Source organism: Microvirga aerilata (genome assembly GCF_016743775.1).
Taxonomy (GTDB): Bacteria; Pseudomonadota; Alphaproteobacteria; order Rhizobiales; family Beijerinckiaceae; genus Microvirga; species Microvirga aerilata.
Map to the genome: position 1 here is coordinate 1 of NZ_JAEQMY010000023.1, position 19,508 is coordinate 19,508.

General features: G+C 59.5%; 15 protein-coding genes. 8 read left to right on the forward strand and 7 right to left on the reverse strand.

Going from position 1 to position 19,508, the window contains the following annotated elements; all coding sequences use genetic code 11:
* Positions 1-39: 39 nt before the first annotated feature.
* The gene (locus tag JKG68_RS16110; RefSeq protein WP_202061409.1) at positions 40-396 is read right to left on the reverse strand and encodes a hypothetical protein; all 357 of its coding nucleotides are present in this window, start codon (positions 394-396) and stop codon (positions 40-42) included.
* 432 nt (positions 397-828) lie between these two features.
* Between JKG68_RS16110 and JKG68_RS16115 the strand changes: the two genes are divergently transcribed.
* Together JKG68_RS16115 and JKG68_RS16120 are read left to right on the forward strand one after the other, a co-directional pair.
* Entirely contained in the window at positions 829-2,064 is a 1,236-nt protein-coding gene (locus JKG68_RS16115) for a DUF3500 domain-containing protein (RefSeq protein WP_202061410.1), read from the forward strand.
* Between the two features lie 769 nt (positions 2,065-2,833).
* Positions 2,834-3,127: a hypothetical protein gene (locus JKG68_RS16120; RefSeq protein WP_246515498.1), complete on the forward strand. Its 294-nt coding sequence runs from the start codon at positions 2,834-2,836 to the stop codon at positions 3,125-3,127.
* A 203-nt stretch (positions 3,128-3,330) separates the two neighbouring features.
* On the opposite strand, the gene JKG68_RS16125 is transcribed toward JKG68_RS16120, so the two are convergent.
* The 5 genes from JKG68_RS16125 to JKG68_RS16145 form a co-directional block, all read right to left on the reverse strand.
* A complete protein-coding gene (locus JKG68_RS16125) occupies positions 3,331-3,504 on the reverse strand; it encodes a hypothetical protein (RefSeq protein WP_202061411.1) in 174 nt (57 codons plus the stop codon).
* 201 nt (positions 3,505-3,705) lie between these two features.
* Positions 3,706-5,310, reverse strand: coding sequence for a hypothetical protein (locus JKG68_RS16130; RefSeq protein WP_202061412.1), 1,605 nt, complete (start codon positions 5,308-5,310; stop codon positions 3,706-3,708).
* A 231-nt stretch (positions 5,311-5,541) separates the two neighbouring features.
* Entirely contained in the window at positions 5,542-8,259 is a 2,718-nt protein-coding gene (locus tag JKG68_RS16135) for a M1 family metallopeptidase (RefSeq protein ID WP_202061414.1), read from the reverse strand.
* Between the two features lie 160 nt (positions 8,260-8,419).
* Positions 8,420-8,656, reverse strand: coding sequence for a hypothetical protein (locus JKG68_RS16140; protein ID WP_202061416.1), 237 nt, complete (start codon positions 8,654-8,656; stop codon positions 8,420-8,422).
* A gap of 597 nt (positions 8,657-9,253) precedes the next feature.
* The gene (locus JKG68_RS16145; protein WP_202061418.1) at positions 9,254-9,694 is read right to left on the reverse strand and encodes a hypothetical protein; all 441 of its coding nucleotides are present in this window, start codon (positions 9,692-9,694) and stop codon (positions 9,254-9,256) included.
* Positions 9,695-10,448: 754 nt separating this feature from the next.
* On the opposite strand from JKG68_RS16145, the gene JKG68_RS16150 reads away from it, so the two are divergent.
* Entirely contained in the window at positions 10,449-11,570 is a 1,122-nt protein-coding gene (locus JKG68_RS16150) for a YihY/virulence factor BrkB family protein (protein WP_376773163.1), read from the forward strand.
* A 368-nt stretch (positions 11,571-11,938) separates the two neighbouring features.
* Here the strand turns inward: JKG68_RS16150 and JKG68_RS16155 are convergent, their stop codons facing one another.
* The gene (locus tag JKG68_RS16155; RefSeq protein ID WP_202061422.1) at positions 11,939-12,742 is read right to left on the reverse strand and encodes a DUF1194 domain-containing protein; all 804 of its coding nucleotides are present in this window, start codon (positions 12,740-12,742) and stop codon (positions 11,939-11,941) included.
* Positions 12,743-13,224: 482 nt separating this feature from the next.
* Between JKG68_RS16155 and JKG68_RS16160 the strand changes: the two genes are divergently transcribed.
* The 5 genes from JKG68_RS16160 (at position 13,225) to JKG68_RS16180 (ending at position 19,448) form a co-directional block, all read left to right on the forward strand.
* The gene (locus JKG68_RS16160; protein ID WP_281399141.1) at positions 13,225-14,679 is read left to right on the forward strand and encodes a flavin-containing monooxygenase; all 1,455 of its coding nucleotides are present in this window, start codon (positions 13,225-13,227) and stop codon (positions 14,677-14,679) included.
* Positions 14,680-14,694: 15 nt separating this feature from the next.
* Positions 14,695-15,354 carry an SDR family NAD(P)-dependent oxidoreductase gene (locus tag JKG68_RS16165; RefSeq protein ID WP_246515499.1) on the forward strand — a complete coding sequence of 220 codons (660 nt, stop codon included), beginning with the start codon at positions 14,695-14,697 and terminating at the stop codon, positions 15,352-15,354.
* Between the two features lie 67 nt (positions 15,355-15,421).
* Positions 15,422-16,531, forward strand: coding sequence for a mandelate racemase/muconate lactonizing enzyme family protein (locus JKG68_RS16170; RefSeq protein WP_202061426.1), 1,110 nt, complete (start codon positions 15,422-15,424; stop codon positions 16,529-16,531).
* Positions 16,532-16,676: 145 nt separating this feature from the next.
* Complete coding sequence (locus tag JKG68_RS16175; RefSeq protein ID WP_246515501.1) at positions 16,677-17,780, forward strand: enolase C-terminal domain-like protein; 1,104 nt, start codon at positions 16,677-16,679, stop codon at positions 17,778-17,780.
* A 63-nt stretch (positions 17,781-17,843) separates the two neighbouring features.
* A complete protein-coding gene (locus JKG68_RS16180) occupies positions 17,844-19,448 on the forward strand; it encodes an ABC transporter substrate-binding protein (protein WP_202061430.1) in 1,605 nt (534 codons plus the stop codon).
* Positions 19,449-19,508: the final 60 nt, after the last annotated feature.

Here is a 19,508-nt window from a genome sequence, read left to right on the forward strand (position 1 = left end):
TACACCCGTCATGGCAGCCTCCTGTGTCAGATCAGGAGATTATGAACCCATGCGCAGGAGGTGCAACTGTAGTGCTAGGTTGGGCAGGGCCGCCACGAGGGCGCCCGCTTGGGATACGATCAGGGGCAGGAGGATGTAGGCGAGCAAGAGCAGCACAGCAAGCAGGATCAGGAACGAGAGCAGAATGGCCAAGCCGCGCGGAACGTACTGGGCGAACAGGTGGACCGGGAAGGACAGCACCAGGGCCACTGCGAAGCCGGCGAGAGCCACGGCAGGTACGACGGGCACAGCCCATAGGATCAGCACCAGCAGGGCGGCTAGGCCGAACAGGATCAGCCGCCACGTGGTGGTGGAGATCCGGATCGGGGTTGGCTTCCGCGGTCCATGTCTCCGCACAGTCCGGTGCGGAGGCAAACGAATGGGGTCAGGAGGGGGGCTCCTCAATTCCATCGTGCGCTCGTCGTAGGGGCTGAATGGTGTGCCCGACCGACCACGAGCCCCTCCCCAAACTGTGGCGTTATCCGGCTAACGCACGAGCGAGGCTACCTGACACAGTCGGCGGGGCGCTGAGGCTGATGTCTGACGATTGCTTGGAATGCTGCCGCTTCCGTTCACATGCTTTTGTTCATTTCTGATGTCATCTACTATCGGAGCTTGTGCTCACAGTTCCAGCTCGGCCTCTCCTCCCGCGCCCCAGGTTTGGACCAATGAACTGAGGAGGCGCGGTGGCGGTGGCGCCGAGCAGATCCTTGAACATCAACAATTGTTCATTTGCCTGATCCCTCGCGATGCACCAACCTTGGCGTGCGTACTAGGGATTGAGAGCTCATGAAAATCTCATCTGAATCCCGCCTTTCAACCAAGCCCATCCTGCTTGGGGGCCTCCTGATCCTAGCCGTGATGGGAAGTCCAGCCGCCCAGTCCCAAGGCACGGCCTCAGAGCGGGCCGAGCGGTTCCGGCGCATGTCGCAGGAGGCGGAGGCTCGGGGCCTGGCAGAGACATTCAAGGGCGTTACCAGAGACGGTCAGATCATTCCAAGCCTGTTTGCCGTCCGCTCGAGCGGCGTTTCCACCGAGCCCGTGCGGCAGGCTGCGTCAGCCTTCCTAGCCGTCCTCTCTCCTGACCAGCGCGCCAAGACCTTGTTCCCGGTGAACGATGATGAATGGCGCAAGTGGATGAACCAGCACTTCTATGTGCGCCAAGGTGTCAGCCTTTCTGAGATGAGCGAGGCCCAGCGCCAAGTGGCCATAGACCTGTTGCGAGCCTCACTCAGTGCTAAGGGACTTCAGCAATCGCAGGACATCATGCGCCTGAACCATACCCTTGGGGAACTCAACGGTAACAACTTCGAGGAGTATGGCGAAGGACGCTACTGGATTACGCTAATGGGCGAGCCGCATGCCTCCGAGCCATGGGGATGGCAGCTCGACGGGCACCACCTCATCATCAACTACTTCGTCATGGGCGATCAGGTGGTTATGACCCCGACCTTCATGGGCTCCGAGCCGGTCACCGCGACCTCCGGAAAGTACCGAGGAACAGCCGTGCTGCAGCGGGAGCAGGCAAAGGGGCTGGCGCTGATCAATGCTTTTAACGATGACCAGCGAAAGCACGCTGTCCTTCAAACGTCGAAACGGGGCCAGAACAATGTGGCCGAGGCGTTCAAGGACAACGTAGTCCTCGACTATGCCGGCATCCGTGCAGCAGATCTATCGGCCGCACAACAGGACACCCTGCTGGACCTGATCCAGGAGCATGTTGCGAACCTGCGCGATGGGCATGCCCAAGTGAAAATGGACGAGGTTCGTCAGCATCTGGATGCGACGCACTTTGCCTGGATCGGGGAAACGACAGCCGACAGCGTCTTTTACTATCGGGTCCAGAGCCCCGTGGTCCTCATTGAGTTCGACCACCAGCCGCACATCAACATGCCGGGCGTGGAGCGGGGAAAACCGACGCGGCAGCACATCCACAGCATCGTCCGGACCCCAAATGGAAACGACTATGGCAAGGACCTGCTCCGGCAGCACTACCAGCAGCACCCGCATCCCCACCGGCACTGAGGGGGCTAGGAACCCGTACTCAGCCATAGATAGCCCAGACATGTAGGCACCAGCCAGCAAGGGAGGCAATGATGGATCCTGATAGGCCGCCATGGATGGTCCGAACCACAGCCCAACGATCTTCTTCGTCAGCGGATGATATTCGACATCCCGCAGCACGCAGCCAGCCAGTTCGGCATTGCGTTCGTACCAGCCATAAACCGCATCAAGGCCAACCTTGAGTCGCTCGACCTGAAAGTGATCGCCTCTGCCATGCGGAATGAGCATGGAATAGAGCAGTGGAGCTTACACTCTGTTAAGATGTGCCTGCGAGCTGCTCTGGAAGACCCAACCCGTAGTATGATGCTGGTGCGGGACTGCGGAGAGCTTGGTCGGATACCCTGGCTTGCGTGATGCGCTACCTTGAGCTTGTTCTATATGCCTTCGTCAGGTTGGTGATTTGGTATAGCGTAGTTTTTCTGCTCGGCATTGTTGCCATCGAGGTTGCGAACTGCCCAGCGCAGAACCGCTTTGTCACAAGTGAGCGGAGTGGGGCAGTCTACGTGTGCGACCGGGACGGCGACATCGCTCGGTCCAATGCAATCCTTCGGGAGCTATAGTCATTAGGGCAGAGAAGACCGATACAACCTACTCCAGCAACTGGGAGCTATATCGGTGCGGAGGCAAGCCCTCACCCTCAACCTTTTGACCGCCTCCGTAGACTTCAGCCCCGTTCAATCCAATCCCGACGAAGCTTTTTCATGCCCCACGGTAGCCGGCGAGACATGGCTTGACAGCTTACGTCATGACGCAAGAATTATCCTGCCTTGACGGAGAAGCCGCCGTGGATGTGGTCGTGACACCTGCGGAGTTCAAACCAGGCACTTGGATGTTGAGCGACAGGCTCAGGCGCCCTCTTGGAACCATTACTGAAGTCTCCCCGTCGCTGTTCACCATCCAAGCGGACGGTAACTCCAGGCTGGCCGGAATGGAGGCTGCCAATTTCGTCTCTCTGGGCAGTGTCATGTCGGCCATCGCGAAGCACATGAAGGGTGAGTGTCAGCTTTCTAGCGGCAATCTATAACGTGAAGTCGCTGGGATAGGATTGAAGCCCAACCCACCTCGTGCCCCTGCGCCAGCCCTGTCCAGCACACGCATGACTTGATTGGCCGTCAATTCCTTGCCCCGGGTGGTCTTGATGTCAGCAGCCCGGCTCCTATGAACCAGAAGCGCGTCGAGCACCTTCTCGGTCGCTTGAGGGTCTATGCTGCGCGCGGCCGCGATCTCCTAGTCCGTGCGCCCGCCATCGTGCAGGGCCTCAAACAGGCCCGCCTTGGAGGCCGCCATGATGATCCGGGCAAACTGAAATGCGGCCTGAGTATAGGCCAGCGGCTTCGGGCCGAGGTTCAGCCGGAAGGCGAGCCGCTCCAGGAAAGTTTCCGCATGGGCGCCCAGTCGCATCGCACGGCACTCCTCAAGGCCCGCAGCTGACCTTAGTCGTAGCAATGATTGCATGCGGAGCGAAGGGGACACGGACCCAGAGGCCGCTGCCCTTTAGGATGGACGCGTCACTTACTCAGCCAGGGCCACGATCCCATGAGACGACTCAGCGATCGCAAAGTTGAAGAAATCTGTCTTGATGCCAGCAGCTGACATGTGTGGTTACGGAGAGCTCTTCTGCAATGGAGCTGTTTCAGAGCCAGTTACGTTGGGCGTCTCGGACCGTGTGAGTACTACTCGACCCTCGGGAACCCAGTGAGTGTTGATCTCCCACCACTTCAGGACATCAGGCAAGACGCCTGTGGGTGGACCAGCACGGCTGCCCATGTGCAGCTCATACTTCGCCAGGACGCAAGCTGTGTCGGCGCGCAGCCAAAAGAAGTTTGCGCGCATGAGAGCCCCTTGCAGGCCCCTCAGGGTTCTGGCCTCCTCCAAGATTCGGTGGTTTGCAAGGCGACAACTGAAAACATCCGCCAAGCGTCGCTCAGCGTAAAACGCCATGGTGCCGATCTCGCCAGAGACTTGCTTATCACCCCCATAGACCCGGACATTAGCATCAGGCTCCACATGGCTGTGCAGCCATAAGCCGATCTCGCGATACTGCTGATGCGTAGCCCAATTCGTGTGGATTGGCGGCTGCGTCAGCAAATCTCCTCGCCCAAAGAGATAAATCAGGCCAAACACTACCGCAGCGGGTGACAAGATCACCGCAGTGCTTCTGATGAGACTATGGCGTGCAGCATTCAGCTGCTCGGCTGCAGTGAGGAGGCCGAGGACACCAAGTATCACACCCGGGATCACGACCGGAACGAAGTACCAGTGGTAGGGCGGCACTCCCAAGGCCGCATAGGCAGCAAAGTAAGTGGCGCTAAAGGCACAGAGCAGCGCCGCAGCAAGCACGGCCTGCCTGTTTTCAAGCTTGAGGCAAAGAACAGCAAAAGGCATCAGCAGGAGGGAAAACAGGGTCTCCTGCGGATACCGGAGGAAGTACAGCAGGGCACCATGGGCGAAGTTGAAGCCGCCCCATGTGCCGCTCTGGCTCAGCTTGATCCCAAACGTACTTGGAACAATTGACCCCAGGTGAATCCAGGAGAATATGTACCACGGAGCTAAGCAGAGAGCATACACAAGACCCAGTCGGGCTATGAGCCTGAGTTGTGCACGCCACCTGGGGGTAGCTTCCTCCCGAGGCTGACCTGGCCGCAAATTCTCTGAAGCCTGATAGCGGAGCAGGGCAGCGATCATCATAATCGGGAACAGCAGAACCCCATCGGGGCGCGTCAGTGTCAGCAGGGCTGAGAGGATGGCAACGGAGGTATAGTGTTGAGTCAGGAATGCAAAGACACAGGCGACCAACAGTGTGATGTAGAGCAGGGGCTCAAGGCCAATCGTTGATAGAAGAAGCGGATTACCGACAACAGCAAGAAAAGCGAACGCACCAAAGGCAGAGCTGGACGTAATGTGCTTCGAAAGAAGCAGGAGGAGAACAAGGAGGGCTACTGCTTCCAGGGTCGCGAGGGTTAAGGCTGCTTGAACAAGGTCGTGTACGCCAAAGCCTATGGCTGCGGTCAGGATCACATTGAGCGGCGAGGTTGCTGTGTTTGTCACTTCCCATGGAAAGAAGCCCCAAACGCCGTAATCCCGCAGCGTCCGGGCGTACTGGAGCGTGATGAGAGTGTCATCAATCAGCATCTCCCGAAAGAGCTGGAAGTACAACCAGATCGGAATTGCAGAGACGGCAAGAAGTGCAAGTCGGGATTTACCCATAGCGCATCATGATCATCAGATAAGCACTTCGAACTGATCAGTTAACAAGATGCGGCCGCCACGACTAGCGCTCGACCGCAAAGAACTGTTCGGATCTCAAGATTATCGCGATACCGTAAAAGCTGCTCAAAAGGAGGCGTCTTTATGCTATGGCCGGCTTTCATCGGAACGCCTCGCGATCAAGTGAGATTGGATCTTCTGCTGGTCATGCTTTAGTGCACATGGTGACTCTCATTGGCGCGGGACCTGTGCAGCTTGGGGAACGATGCCTTGCGCGGCAAGCCACTGGGTGATCTGTGGCAGGCGCTCCGTTTTCACCTCCAGGCGGAAGTTTAGATCGGCATAAAGCCGCTCAGCCGATTGGCGGAACTCTGCCGGTACGTTCTCATCAATAAAGCGTCGAAGCTCCCCAAGGCGGTGCGGGGTCGTGGACTGCGCTGCGAGAGAAGGCACAAAGTCATAGCGCTGGAGTGCATCAAGCCGGGCGTTGAGGGCATCCAGATGCTCGAGGGCAAATTGCCAAGCCAGATCCGGATTGCCAGTGGCCACCCTCATGATCATGCGCAGGCCTGTTGCCCTTGAGGGCTCATTGCTCAGGGCGATCTCAAGCGTGCGACGGGCCAGGGCGGGATCCTCGGCCAAGGCGAGCGCACCAAAGAGTTGATCCTTCTCAAGAGGGTCGGCAGCCTTGGTCGCAAGCTCGTGCATGGTCCCGTACAGAACCGGATCGGCGGAAAGGGCCGCCACTCTCAACGTTGGCAACCGGATTGCCGCAGGCAGGCTTTTTGGATCGGCCACGAAGGCATCGAAGCGACGGCGGGCCTCTGCCATCACAGCAGGCTCCCCGAACTGCCCCAGGGCGTTCAGAAGATCCTCACGCAGGATAGCCCTGATGTCAGGCTCCTTAGGCCTTGTATCCCAGCCAACCTGCGCCAAGAGCGGCGCCAAGGTGGTGCGTGCGAAAGCGCGAAATGTAGTCTGCTCGGCCTGCCGCGCGTAGAGCCGGTCAATGGACATCAAGGTCTCAATAATCTGCCGCCACACCGCTGAGTCAGCATCAGGCGGAGCTTTCCGGATCAACGCGAGATAATCTGTAAGGGGCGTGAGCCCTGCCTCACCCAGAGCCCAGCTGTCATAAAGTAGTCCCAGCTGGTCAGCCGGTAACAGCAGGCTGAAGCGCTCTGCCAGCGCAAGAAACGCCTCCTGGGGATAGTGGCTGCGGTAGTAGGCGGTTTGACCAACGTTGATCTTGATCGGTAGCGCTCCAGGGACAGAGATGAAGCTGGGGGAGGGGCCTGCAATCACCTGGGCGGCAGGCAGCATTCCAACGCCAATAGCGGCAGCAGAGACCGGAGTGCGCCACACGAGCAGATCGCGTGCGCTGTCATCCACCCCAAAGCGCTCCTGCCTGAGAGTGATCGTTGTCTGGGATCCTGCCGCTTTGACGTCCTGGACCGAGATGAGGGGAACCCCGGGCTGGCGCGTGAAGTCATCCGCGATCGGCTTGACCGGCTGACCGGCGGCCTTCTCCAGTTCGGCCCACAGGTCGTCCGTGATGGCGTTCTGGTAGGGGTAGCGTTGCATGTAGCTCCGGATACCGCGCCGGAAGGCCTCGGGCCCAAGATAGCTCTCAAGCATGCGGATGACCGCCTGCCCCTTGCGATAGGTGATCTCATCAAACGACTGGGTTGCCTGATCCCCCCTGATCACCGGCTGTATGACAGGGTGGGTGGTGCGTTTTGCATCCTGCCGCATGGCTCTCTGCCGACCAGACTCAGATTGGAGCCACATCATCCACTCGGGATGGAAGCGATCGGTGGCTTTGTTCTCCATCCAGGAGGCAAAGCCTTCATTGAGCCAGAGATCATCCCACCATTGCATGGTCACCAGATTGCCGAACCACTGGTGCGCCATCTCGTGGGCGACGACCACAAAGACGCGTTGCCGCGCGGATTCCGGCGACAGGGCAGGGTCCACCAAGAGGGCGTTCTCGAAGTAGAGAATGGCGCCCCAGTTCTCCATGGCCGAAAAGCCGCCGCCACCAGGAACCGCAATCATGTCAAGCTTGGGCAGGGGATAGGGCACGCCAAAGTACCCGTTGAAGTACCCGAGCAGCTGTTCGGCACTGTCGAGAGCGAACTGACCTTTAGATGCGCTGCCCTTGCGGGCAACAACAGCAAGCTTTGTGGAGCCGACTGTTCTCTCGAGACGCTCCAGATCTCCCATCCCCAGGAACAGCAGATAAGACGACATCTTAGGGCTTCGTTGAAACCGGACCCTGTGCCGTTCCCCGTCCAGTTCGGCAATCTCCTCCACGGGCATGTTTGAGACTGCGACCTCACCCTTGGGAACGGCCACCGAGAGGGAGAAGGTGGCTTTGCGAGCGGGCTCGTCCCAGCAGGGCACGAAGCGGCGGGCACTGACCGGCTCGAACTGGGTTGCAAGCATCCGCTTGGGAGCCTCTGGCGAGCCGTACTTTGCCACAAACAGGCCGTCAGCGTTCTCGCTGATCCTTCCCTCGTAGTCGATTGCAACCTCATAGGTCCCAGGCTCGATCGTTTGGCCAAATGTCAGAGTGGCGGTTTGCTGCTCGGGATGCAGCGCGATAGCGGCGAGCTGCTCCGGGCTTGATCTCAGCACAGCACGCTTCAGCTGCAGGTCAGCGGCATTCAGCACGATCGCGGAGGTGGGCTCGCGCACCGAGACGGTAATCCGCACAGAGCCATCGAACCTTAGGCTCCCGGCATCCGGTCTCACAAAGATGTCGTAGTGTTCAGGGACGACGTTCGACGGGAGCTGGATGGGAGCGGCCGTGGTGAGGGGCTGATCCGCCGGTTGTGCCGCGGCAGGGGTGAAGAGCCCTGAGGTGCGTTCCATTGGGAGAAACTCACCCAGCAGAAGGGTCATGACGGCAGCACAGACGAGGGTGCTGAGGCTGTTCAGGTTCATCTCGCTTCACCTTCAATCCGAGAGTTTCCGACTGGATTGCTGCCACTTGTCAGAGCACCCGAGCCATGAAGCCTGAGCTCGCTTGGTATGTTGGACAATTGAGAATGAAGAACGCAACTGTGCCTACTGTAACATGAGCGAATGCTTCGCGCTTGTGATTTCACCGGGTTGGAGGGGGCACTTCAAAGTCTGCGAGGTCGAGCCCACTAAGGCCAGCCGGGCATGTCGATTTCTGTAATTGGATGTCGCTGCGGCATTTAAGGCAGCTGAGAGCCTCGTCGATGTTGGCGACCTCAATGACCTTGATGCCGCTGGAAACCAAGCAGTCTGCCGTTTCAATGCAGATCTCCCGATCGCGCCGGGCCAGCAGGACTTCGGTTTCCAGAGAGTTGAGCACGCGCCATCTCGCGCCTCCTGAAGGTCCCCAATATACCAGATCTGCTTGGATACGGGTGGCCGAGTCCCCATATAAACTGCATGCCATCCAAGGGATTTTCGCCCCGCACTCTCGACCTGTTCGAGTACACCCTGACCATCCCGACACCTTCGTCCGAACTGACTTCCGGTTCGGCCAAGTCGCCGGAGCTTGTCAGCGTGTCTGACGCACAACTAGCCCAGCAGCTCGGTCGCGTCCTTGAGGAAGTGCAGCGCCGACTAAAGAAGGGCAGGGGGACCCGGCCGGAGCTGGAGGAGGCGGCAAAACAGGACAGCCTGTCACTCAAGCATCTGATTTCAAGCCCCAAACGCCAGAACAAGCCCTCAAAATCTGGCAAGGCCTCATCGGTGCTGCACGAGGGGCAGCGCAAGGCCGTGTGGGCAGCCCTTCTGGCCGGGGTGGCACCCAATCAGGTGGCAAGCACTTTGGACTGTCGCCGGCTACAGTGCGCAAGGTTCTCGACGAGAGTGCGTGAGCCCGCAGCATGGCGGATCCTTCTAACGCCGATAGCCTCCAACTTGTGTTCTCAACGGCAGGAGGACGCTTGTGGCGGAGAACTTACTTTCGGGATGGAGCCATTCCAGCATAGGGGTAGCACCGGGCGCGCTCGAGGGTGAGGCCGAAGTGCTCCCCTAGCTTGCGAATGGCCTCCGCATGCTCAGGGTAGGGATCCCGGTTCTCAGGACCCACAAGGATGATCCTGAAAGCCGGGTCATAGCGCCTGGCTGGCGGCAGCATAGCTGTCACGAGGGCTGCTCCCTCCGCACTGCGCAACGTCAGGAACAGAGGCATGACACGCTGAACGTGGGCCTTGAGGCCAATGTTCTGCTCAACAAATGAGCTGGAGGATGAGCGGTAGGTGCTCGTTGCGGCTTCCCACGCTTGGCGGAAGTGCTTCTCCACCACATGGCCCATCACATCCGACTCGAGCGCGGCTTCACCTTCAGTCTCGATCCGAAACCAGGTCTTCGAGCCTGGAGCATCACAGATGTACTGCATGCCTGATCAACGCAGGACTGCGGCGAAGGTGTCCAGAGGCTGGGCCATCCGACCAGAGCAACACGAGAGCTTTGTTCCAACAAGCAGGTAGAGGCTATTTTAGGCAGGGTCCGTCCGGCAGGCGTAAGCCGTGGTGCTCCACAACCGGGGTCTTGGCAGGGGGTACAGGTGAGTAACCCGCCTTGATGTAATCCGCCCCGTTCACCCCGTCCGTTGCGCGGAAGCCGATGCAGGCACGAGGTCAGCTTCACGTACAACGCGTTGGACTGGCCCCGTTGCTGCCTTGATCCGGTAGAGTGGTTCACCGTCCGGTCCGGAGGGCAGAACACGCAGGATCTCATAGATCCCGGTGTTCTCAAGAAGGCGTTCCTTTGGCCGCACAAGCTGGCCAATCCCGAAGCGGTGAGTCATGGCGTGTGTTCCTCGTCCTTGAGCGCGGCCCTTCTGGGTGGCTCGCGATGCCGAAACAACCGTGTCGCTTCACCCGACGTTCCAACGGATACCGCACTGACAGTCGGTCCATTCAGGTCTGCACTTGCGCTTTGCACTCACCAACAGCCCAGGAGCATTCCTGCTGCTGGGGAAGCATCCGCGGCGAGAGCTGGAGCAGGCCACAATGGAACATACCTCACAAGGTTGCGGTTACCCTAACGGCCAAGCCTACCTCGCCAGTTCGCTGCCTCAGAGTTCGACATCCGTCATGCCCATTGCAACGCCTCCGTCCCAGGATCCGCACAGCCACCCCGCTTCGTCCATGACATCCACGCTGCTGGCTGCTGCGGCTGGGATGGTCCTAGTCCGACTCGTGGCCGGCGGGAGCACGGCGACTGCGAGGGTGCGAGCCCGGAAACCCAATCACATGCCGCAGACCGACCGGCAAGGCCGAGCACAGGACCCAAGCCAGCATGCGCCGGAAGCCACAGCCTCAGAGCCGGGGCGTGGACGTGAGGCAGCCACACCGGTTGAGATCTCGGCCAAGGGATGGAAGGACATCCTGTGGCGCACGTATGAGGAATTTGGCCAGGACCGTCTCATGTCAGTGGCCGCGGGCGTGACCTACTACGCCCTTTTGGCTCTGTTTCCGGCGCTGGGCGCCCTGATGTCTGTCTACGGCCTGTTTGCTGATCCAGCTACGATCCAGGATCACCTGACGGCACTCTCCGGCGTTCTCCCGGGCGGCGCCCTCGACATCATCCGCGAGCAGGTGGTCCGCATTGCCTCAGCGGGCGAGGGGACCCTCGGTCTCAGCTTCATTATCGGCCTGGCCGTGTCGCTGTGGAGCGCCAACGCGGGCATGAAGGCAATCTTCGACGCGCTCAACATCGTCTATGACGAGGAGGAGAAGCGCAGCTTCGTGAAGCTGAACCTCGGGTCGCTCACCTTCACGCTGGCGGCCGTCGGTTTCCTGCTCCTCGCCCTGGCCGGCATCGTGGTCCTGCCCGTCGTGCTGGATGTCGTCGGCCTCGGCAGCGGTGTCGAATGGCTGCTCGCCATCGCTCGCTGGCCGGTTCTGCTTGCTGTGGTGATTGCCGGGTTGGCCGTGCTGTACCGCTACGGCCCGAGCCGTGACAAGGCCGAGTGGAAGTGGGTCACGTCAGGCGGCATTGTTGCGGCCGTGCTGTGGCTTGTCGTGTCGATGCTGTTCTCCTGGTATGTGGCCAACTTCGGCAGCTACAACGAGACCTATGGCTCGCTAGGGGCCGTCATTGGCTTCATGACGTGGATCTGGATCTCGAGCATCGTTGTGCTGCTCGGGGCTGAGATCAACGCCGAGATGGAGCACCAGACGGCAAAGGACACCACGGAAGGACCCGAGAAGCCGATGGGTGGGCGCGGCGCCACCATGGCCGACACTTTGGGCGCGGCAAAGGCATAGGGCCGCATTTCTGCGGCTAGGCTGACCCCTGCTGGAGGAAACCGAAGTGGACGTTGTGGAGGTCGAGAGCGCGGAGGCGGCGTTTGAGTGCCTCCAGGACCGCGGTGGGCGGGCTGCGATGGTCCGGCTACCAGGCATGATGGACGGGGTAGTCTTGGCTGAGCAAGTTCATCAGCGCTGGCCGCATGTGTCGCTGCTGATTTGCTCAGGCTATGCCCGAATGCATCCTGACGAGATCCTGGACCACGGGCAGTTCATCCCCAAGCCTGGCCGCCTTCGTCCGGCACATTCACGAACTGATGCCCATGCTGCACCCGTGAGCAGGGTGGCGCAGGCAGGCATTGCCCCTCGGCGACTCACGCAGACATTCAGTTCCCCAACCGCTGCCGTTGCCGGAGTTCCCCGGCCAGGCAGTTGGCCCGTGCGTCCGCCTGAGTCGGCTGAACAAGGGATTGGATCTGCGGCCTCTCGGCAATCTCGCGCACGACCTTCATCCGGATCGCCCCTGCGAACTGCGCCTTCTCCCGCACCGGGATCATGAAGGCGCCCGGCCCTCCGATCACGCAGTCGTGGAAGTACAGGTCGAGGTTGTCGATGTCCCATGCGCCGTCAGGCCGCTTCAGCATGAGCGGCAGACCGTTGATGGTGATCCCCTGCGCCACCGCCTCGTCTCTGGCTGCGGTCACCATGCGCCCCTGGTTGTTGGCGCCATCGCCCGAGATGTCGATCACCTGCCTCACAGGCTCTACGCCACTCACACGCAACTGCCAGAGACTGAAATCAATGGCGCCGGAGATGGACGTATAACCGAAACGCTGAATGGTGCTCCCCGACAGACGAGCCGCAAAGGCATGGCTGTCGGCCGGGTGCTCAATCACGGTCCAGGGCACAACAACCTGCTGGTACCCGGCCCCAGCCCATTCAACGTACACCACCGCGATGCGCCCCAGCATGCCCTTGCCGATGGCCTCGTGCACCTCGGGCGAGCGGAACGCCTCCACGAAGCCCTGCCGCTGGAGTTCCTGCTCATCCGGCTCCATGGACAGAGACACGTCGACCGCCAGCACCAGGGCCAAATCGACCTCCGTCTCGGCACGGGCGCTCCATGTTCCTGAGACCAGAATCCCTACAGTCACCAGCAGGGCTGCGAGCCCCCGCGTCAGGTTGAACATCTTGAGCTCCCTCTCAGGAACCACCCGTTGCTGATAAAGCTAGAGCGATACTCTGAAAGGACGATTCCCGGAAGTGCACCCAGACCTCTGCTCCCGTCCCATGCGTCTGGGCTCTTCAGTGCTCCGAAGATCCCAATCACCTCACTCCCCGACTACGAGGTAGGGTCACTGGCGTAACCTTGCCAGAAGCGCCGCCCAGCATCGCCCGCGGCAGCGCACCGTGAGCTTCGCGGTGACCTAAATTCTCTGGGCGTAGAGCGGGATCATCTTCGAGCCGGACAACTAGTCAGCCCGCAATTGGGTAGCAAATGCCACCACCCCTGTCCTCTTTGTCACGGAAGTTATCGGGTCACGCCTGTTCGGCCATACAAACGTAGAGTTAGAGGAACAGTTTACTCGGGATGGATCGGCTCAGCGGGGCAGGGGGTGTAGACGCCATAATGCAGGACACAATCGAACACCAGCGGGATCAACATTTTGACATGCTCATTGTTGGAGCTGGGCTCTCCGGCATCGGTGCCGCGTATTACCTGCAGACCCGTTGCCCGACCAAGACCTTTGCTGTCCTGGAAGCTCGGGAGGAGAGCGGTGGAACCTGGGATTTGTTCCGCTACCCTGGCGTTCGCTCGGACTCGGACATGTACACTTTGGGCTACAGCTTTCGGCCTTGGCGCCACGAGAAAGCAATCACTGACGGTCCGTCTATCCTCCAGTACATTCGGGACACTGCCGAAGAGCATGGCATCGATCGCAAGATCCGGTTTGGCCATCGCGTCATACGCAGCGTTTGGTCCTCTTCCGACGCACAATGGACCATAGTGGCGGAGGTCGGGCCCGAGAAGCAGGCTCTCCGCTACACCTGCAGTTTCCTCTACATCTGCTGCGGCTACTACGACTACGGCGAAGGTTACCTGCCGGGCTGGCCTGGCATGAATCGTTTCAATGGGCCCATCGTGCACCCGCAGCACTGGCCGGGCAATCTGGACTACGAGGGCCGCCGGGTGGTCATCATCGGGAGTGGCGCGACAGCCGTAACGCTCGCCCCAGCCATGGCTGCAACAGCCGCTCATGTCACCGTGCTGCAGCGCTCGCCAACCTACGTCGTTTCTCTCCCCGCTCAGGATGCTGTTGCCAACTGGCTCCACAGGTGGCTGCCCGAAAGGCTGTCCCACGGCCTTGCGCGTTGGAAGAACGTGCTCGTAAGCATGTTCTTCTACAACCTCGCGCGGGTGAGCCCCGAGCGTATGAGGCAACAGATCACAAAGGCCGTACAACAGGAGCTCGGCCCGGACTACGACGTGGGCAGGCACTTCACCCCTACGTACAATCCATGGGACCAGCGCCTGTGCCTGATCCCGGATGCCGATCTGTTTCAGGCGATCCGCTCCGGAACTGTGTCGATTGTCACCGACGACATCGAGGCTTTCACCGAAACCGGCCTGCAGCTTCGCTCGGGGGAGGAGCTTACAGCCGATATCATCGTGACCGCCGCTGGGCTGAAGGTCAAGTTGCTGGGCGGCATGGTGATCACTGTCGATGACGTACCGGTCAATCCCTCGAAGACCCTTCTCTACAAGGGCATGATGTTCAGCGACATACCGAACCTGGCCTGTGCCATCGGCTACACCAACGCCTCCTGGACGCTGAAGTGCGAACTCACCTCAGCCTATGTCTGTCGTCTGCTCAACTATATGGATCACAACGGCTACGCCTGGTGCGTGCCGCGTCGCCGGGACGATGTTGTCGAGGAGCCTGCGATCCCCCTCACCTCGGGATATATTCAAAGGGCTGCCGCAATCCTGCCCAAGCAGGGATCCCGGAGGCCCTGGCGGCTGTATCAGAACTACGCCCTCGACATGGCCGCCTTGAGGTTTGGAAGGGTTGCCGACGGTACGCTGGAGTTTGGACCTCCTGGTTGTGATAGACGGATGGCATAAACCGGGAGCGGCGGCATGGCTCGCAAAATGGAACTGAAGGGCAGGACAGCAGTGGTGACGGGAGCGGCCGGCGGCATCGGCCGCGCTATCGCGGTCTCGCTGGCACGGCGCGGTTGCCATCTCGCTCTGGCAGACATCAACGATGCTGGGCTGGCAGAAACGCTAGCGCTGATCGCCAAGCCCGGGTTGCGCGTGACCCACCACCACCTCGACGTAGCCGATCGAGACGCCGTTGCTGCCTTTCCCGAGATTGTGCAAGCCACACATCTCGGTGTCGACCTCCTGATCAACAATGCTGGTGTGGCCCTTGGTGGCACCTTTGAGCAGGTGAGCGAAGAGGATTTCGAGTGGCTGTTCGAGATTAACTTCTGGGGCGTGGTGCGCCTGACGCGGGCCTTCCTTCCCGCTTTGAGGGCGAGCGACGATGCCTGCATTGTCAACCTGTCGAGCATCTACGGCAACATTGCACCTCCCGGGCAGACCGCCTATTCAGCGAGTAAGTTTGCAGTGCGCGGATTCTCGAATGCACTGCGACATGAGGGCGATGTCACATTAACGGCGAATACTGCTCTGTACTCGTCAACGAAAAATCGCGTGTCGAGGAAAATCAGCGACTTGGCCGGTGCAAAAGCCAGCCTCGTAGGTCTCTTTAACGGCTATACTCAGTTAATGTGACATCCCCATCCGGGGCTTGCAGTTTCTGTAAAAATCGATTATCGATAATCGACAGTCGGAGATGGTCATGATAGAAGAAATTTCCTGCTACCATGTTCCATGGGATGACAAGGACTACTTCCCGGCCGCCAGCGCTTGGCTGTTCATCAAGGACGACGAAGGCCGGATAGGGATCGGGGAGGTCTCCCCTGTGATGGACGGCCTACCTGCGATTGGATTTGTCCAAAAGATTGCCGCGTCATTGATTGGCAAGGATCCACTTAACGCCGGGCTCATCCATCGCACCCTCTCCCGGAACTACGCTAAACTTGGCCCGCAGGGCATTGTCTCATCAGCACTGGCCGCCATCGACATTGCCCTTTGGGATCTTAAGGGGAAGCAGTTGGGGCAACCCGTGCACCAGTTGCTTGGTGGCGCCGCGCGGAAAGCCGTGCCATTCTATCTGTCGATCGGTGGTCTCGGTCCGAAGCCGGTCGACGAAGTTAAGGCCATTGTTGAGGCTGGCATGAAATATGCTCCGACAATGGTGAAGATAAGGATGGAGCACCCCCGCCACCAGCGCGACTTGGACGTCAAGACTGATCTCAAGAAAGCAAGCCTCGTGCGCAAGATCGTCGGAGACGACTTCCCCCTAGCCTTCGATGCGAGCAATGGCTATTCCCGCAACGCGGCGTACCGGGCAGGCGAAACGCTCGGCGACCTCGGCTACATCTGGTTCGAAGAGCCGGTGGACCATCTCGATCTATCAAGTTTCGAGTTTCTGTCCAGGAAGCTCAGGATAGCAATCGCAGCCGGTGAACAAAGCTACACACTCCAGGATCTCCTTGGCCTCATTAACGCCGGTATCGGCATTCTTCAGCCTGACATTATCAAGATGGGCGGATTCACCGGACTCGCGGAGTGCGCCGCCCTTGCGGCAGCGCACGGATGTGATCTCGTGCCGCATCAGACCCAGCCGGGGATCGGTCACGCCGCCAATCTGCAATTTCTCGCGGCGCAGCCGGACCTGCCGTTTCCAGCGGAACTGAATGACCCGACAGACCGGCAGCAACGGATATTCAGAGATCCACTGCGCCCAATCGCTGGCCATTTTCAAGTTCGAGACTTGCCAGGTATCGGCCTGGAGGTCGACCTGGAGGAATTTCGACGTCGGGCAATTCAAGTTGATCGGTCCTAGAACGGGCAGTCGACCCTCATCTGCCCATGGATCAACGCAAGTCGTATGCACGGGAGGACAAGAAGCACAGATGAGCAACAGACGGGAAGCGCCTAAGCGGGGAACAGTCATTGAACGCGTTGAGTTGCGGATATTCTCCTACAGAATGGAGAACGTGAAACACGGCATCGACCTTCCGGGCGCCGTCTCGAACCGCACTCGTCTTGCCGTGAGGATCGACACGAAGGACGGCAGCCGGGGAGAGTATATCGGCGGTAACGACACGATGTTCGGACAGGCACGGCTAACGGCCAAGGCCCTCATAGGCTATGGCGCCCTCGAGCGCGAACTGTTTTACGAAAACATCAAAAGAGACCTCCGCAAGACGGACCGGATGGGTGTCGGCGTTTTTGATAATGCACTCTGGGACCTTGCGGGAAAGCGCGTGGGGCTGTCGGTGAGCGAATTGCTCGGTGGCAGCCGGGGGCGGTTGCCAGCCTATGCAAGCACCTGGCACGGCGGAGAAGGCGGCGGACTCGACACGCCTGAGCACTACTCCGAATTCGCCGAGGAGTGCTACGAGCTCGGCTACCGCGCTTTCAAGGTTCATGGGTGGAAGGACGACAATCCCCGCCGCGAAGCCGACAACGTCCTGATGCTTGGAAAACGGGTGGGGGACCGCATGGCGCTCATGCTGGATCCTGGTTGCCATCTGCGCACGTTTGCAGACGCCTTGTTGGTGGGCCGCGCCTGTGACGAGGCAAATTTCTACTGGTACGAAGACCCGTACAGCGACGGCGGTCTTTCGAACCATGCCCATCGTAAACTGAAGCAGATGCTGAAGACCCCTCTCCTCATCGGCGAGCACGTCCGAGGGCTCGAGGCCATGGCTAATCTTCTGATAGCGGAAGCGACCGATTTTGTCCGTGCCGATCCGGACTTCGATATGGGAATAACCGGGGTGATGAAGATCGCCCATCTTGCAGAGGCGCTCGGGCTCGATGTCGAGCTGCATGCCCCCGGCCCGGCGCAGCGGGCATGCATGTCAGCGATCCGGAACAGCAACTTCTACGAAGTGTCCATGGTCGGCCCAAGCCGAGGATGCTTCACCGGGGATTTCTACACATGCGGGTATAGCGACGCTCTTGATGCCATCGGCAAGGACGGCTGCGTGGCCGTGCCTGAAGGTCCGGGTCTGGGCGTCCAATACGATTGGGGCTTCATCGAGAAACAAACGCTCGAGGTGTATGAACATCGATTGGATGGCTGACAAAAGAAGTGAGAGCCAACTCACGTCGACAGTTTCTAACAGGTGATTTTTGGGAGGAAGCACATGAGCAAAATGAACAGACGGCAACTCTTGATGAGCGGCGTGGCTGGAGCAGTCGTAATGGGTCTTCCGGGAGGTGCTGGCGCACAATCCCAAAGACCCCTTCGCATTGGCATGTCGGCAACCAACGTCAATTCGTTGGACCCGCGCAAAAGCGTGCAGAATGCGGACAACTTCGTCCAGCGGCAAATCTACGACTCATTGCTCGATCCGCCTTACGGGACATTCGATCTCGACTATGAGGATGTAATCAAGGAACTTGCCGAGTCCTGGGAAGTATCGCCTGACAGCAAAAGCTGGACCGTTAAGCTGAAAGAAGGTGTCAAGTTCCACAAGAATGCCGGCGAGCTGACGTCTGAAGACGTCAAGTATACCTATGACAGCATCATGGACCGCGCAAACAGCTCGACGCAGCGCGTTTACATCACTGATCTCGACAATGTCGAGATTGTCGACAAGTATCGAATAAAATTCAACCTCAAGCAGCCGAACCCGAATTTCCACGCTTCCGGCCTGATCTCCATCATAGGGTCCATCATCCCCAAGAGTGTCGCCGGGACGATGTCGATGGAGCAGTACGCGCGCAACCCGATCGGAACGGGACCATACGAGCTGGCAGGCCCGGTCTCCGGTGGGGCGGTTACGCTCAAGGCGTTCAAGGACTATTACGGCAAGAAGCCGGAGATCGAGACGGTCGAGTTTCGCTACATGTCCGATCCGACTGCGCGAACCCTGGCACTTCTCAAAGGTGACCTCGATATCATCGAGGGCGCGCGACTTCCCGGCTGGGTTCAGCAGTTGAAGCAGCAGAAGCCGGATGTTATCATCGACCAGACGCGTCCGGGCAGCATCAAGACGTTCTTCTTCAACATGAGCAAGAAGCCGTTTGATGACATTCGTGTCCGCAAAGCCCTTCGGTACGGCATCAACCGGGATGTCCTCATTGCGGCGTTCGGTGGGATTGCCGGTCCGTCATGGGGCATCAATCCACCTGACTTTCCCGGTGGCTTCAAGGAAGGCGAGCTGCCCGAGGAGTTGCGTTACAACTACAATCCTGAAAAGGCCAAGGCCCTGCTTGCCGAAGCCGGCCACAGCCGCTTGAAATTCGAGATCATCATGACGCAGCGCGAGGACTACGCGTCGATCATGCTGATGGTACAGGACATGTGGCGCCAGATCGGGGTTGACATGACCATTCGAACGATCGACCACACGACTTATCATGCCGAGAAGGACAAGGACGTAAACGCCGTTGTCCTGCAATCCTCCACATTTGCACCTGTCTCGACACAGATACCCGTCACCTACTATCGCAGCGCCGCGGAGGTTAAGCCCGACGGGAGCGGTGATCAGAACTACAGCCACTACGGTGCTATCGGCGGACCGGGCGTTGACGATCTCCTCGACCGTGCACTCGCCGAAGGGAACCTGGCGAAACGCCAGGGCATCATCCGGGAAGCGGAGCTCAAGATCCTTCAGGACATGCCTGCGTTCACGATATGCACGTTGTCATTCGTCTATGCGCGCAGCCCGAAGGTCAACCTCGGCTTTGACGTCAAGGCGGGATACGCCCGATATCGCCTCGGCAACGCGAAGTTCACTGCCTGATCGATATGCCTTGAGTGGCGCTGGTTTCATGGATCGGCGCCACTCAACTACCTGATCCAA

What these genes read in the sequence shown, in the direction of transcription:
- JKG68_RS16115 (WP_202061410.1), top strand. Translation starts at nt 829, where the DNA reads ATGAAAATCTCATCTGAATCCCGCCTTTCAACCAAGCCCATCCTGCTT.
- JKG68_RS16125 (WP_202061411.1), bottom strand. Translation starts at nt 3,504, where the DNA reads ATGCGACTGGGCGCCCATGCGGAAACTTTCCTGGAGCGGCTCGCCTTC.
- JKG68_RS16130 (WP_202061412.1), bottom strand. Translation starts at nt 5,310, where the DNA reads ATGGGTAAATCCCGACTTGCACTTCTTGCCGTCTCTGCAATTCCGATC.
- JKG68_RS16135 (WP_202061414.1), bottom strand. Translation starts at nt 8,259, where the DNA reads ATGAACCTGAACAGCCTCAGCACCCTCGTCTGTGCTGCCGTCATGACC.
- JKG68_RS16145 (WP_202061418.1), bottom strand. Translation starts at nt 9,694, where the DNA reads ATGCAGTACATCTGTGATGCTCCAGGCTCGAAGACCTGGTTTCGGATC.
- JKG68_RS16150 (WP_376773163.1), top strand. Translation starts at nt 10,449, where the DNA reads ATGACATCCACGCTGCTGGCTGCTGCGGCTGGGATGGTCCTAGTCCGA.
- JKG68_RS16155 (WP_202061422.1), bottom strand. Translation starts at nt 12,742, where the DNA reads ATGTTCAACCTGACGCGGGGGCTCGCAGCCCTGCTGGTGACTGTAGGG.
- JKG68_RS16160 (WP_281399141.1), top strand. Translation starts at nt 13,225, where the DNA reads ATGCTCATTGTTGGAGCTGGGCTCTCCGGCATCGGTGCCGCGTATTAC.
- JKG68_RS16165 (WP_246515499.1), top strand. Translation starts at nt 14,695, where the DNA reads ATGGCTCGCAAAATGGAACTGAAGGGCAGGACAGCAGTGGTGACGGGA.
- JKG68_RS16170 (WP_202061426.1), top strand. Translation starts at nt 15,422, where the DNA reads ATGATAGAAGAAATTTCCTGCTACCATGTTCCATGGGATGACAAGGAC.
- JKG68_RS16175 (WP_246515501.1), top strand. Translation starts at nt 16,677, where the DNA reads ATGGAGAACGTGAAACACGGCATCGACCTTCCGGGCGCCGTCTCGAAC.
- JKG68_RS16180 (WP_202061430.1), top strand. Translation starts at nt 17,844, where the DNA reads ATGAGCAAAATGAACAGACGGCAACTCTTGATGAGCGGCGTGGCTGGA.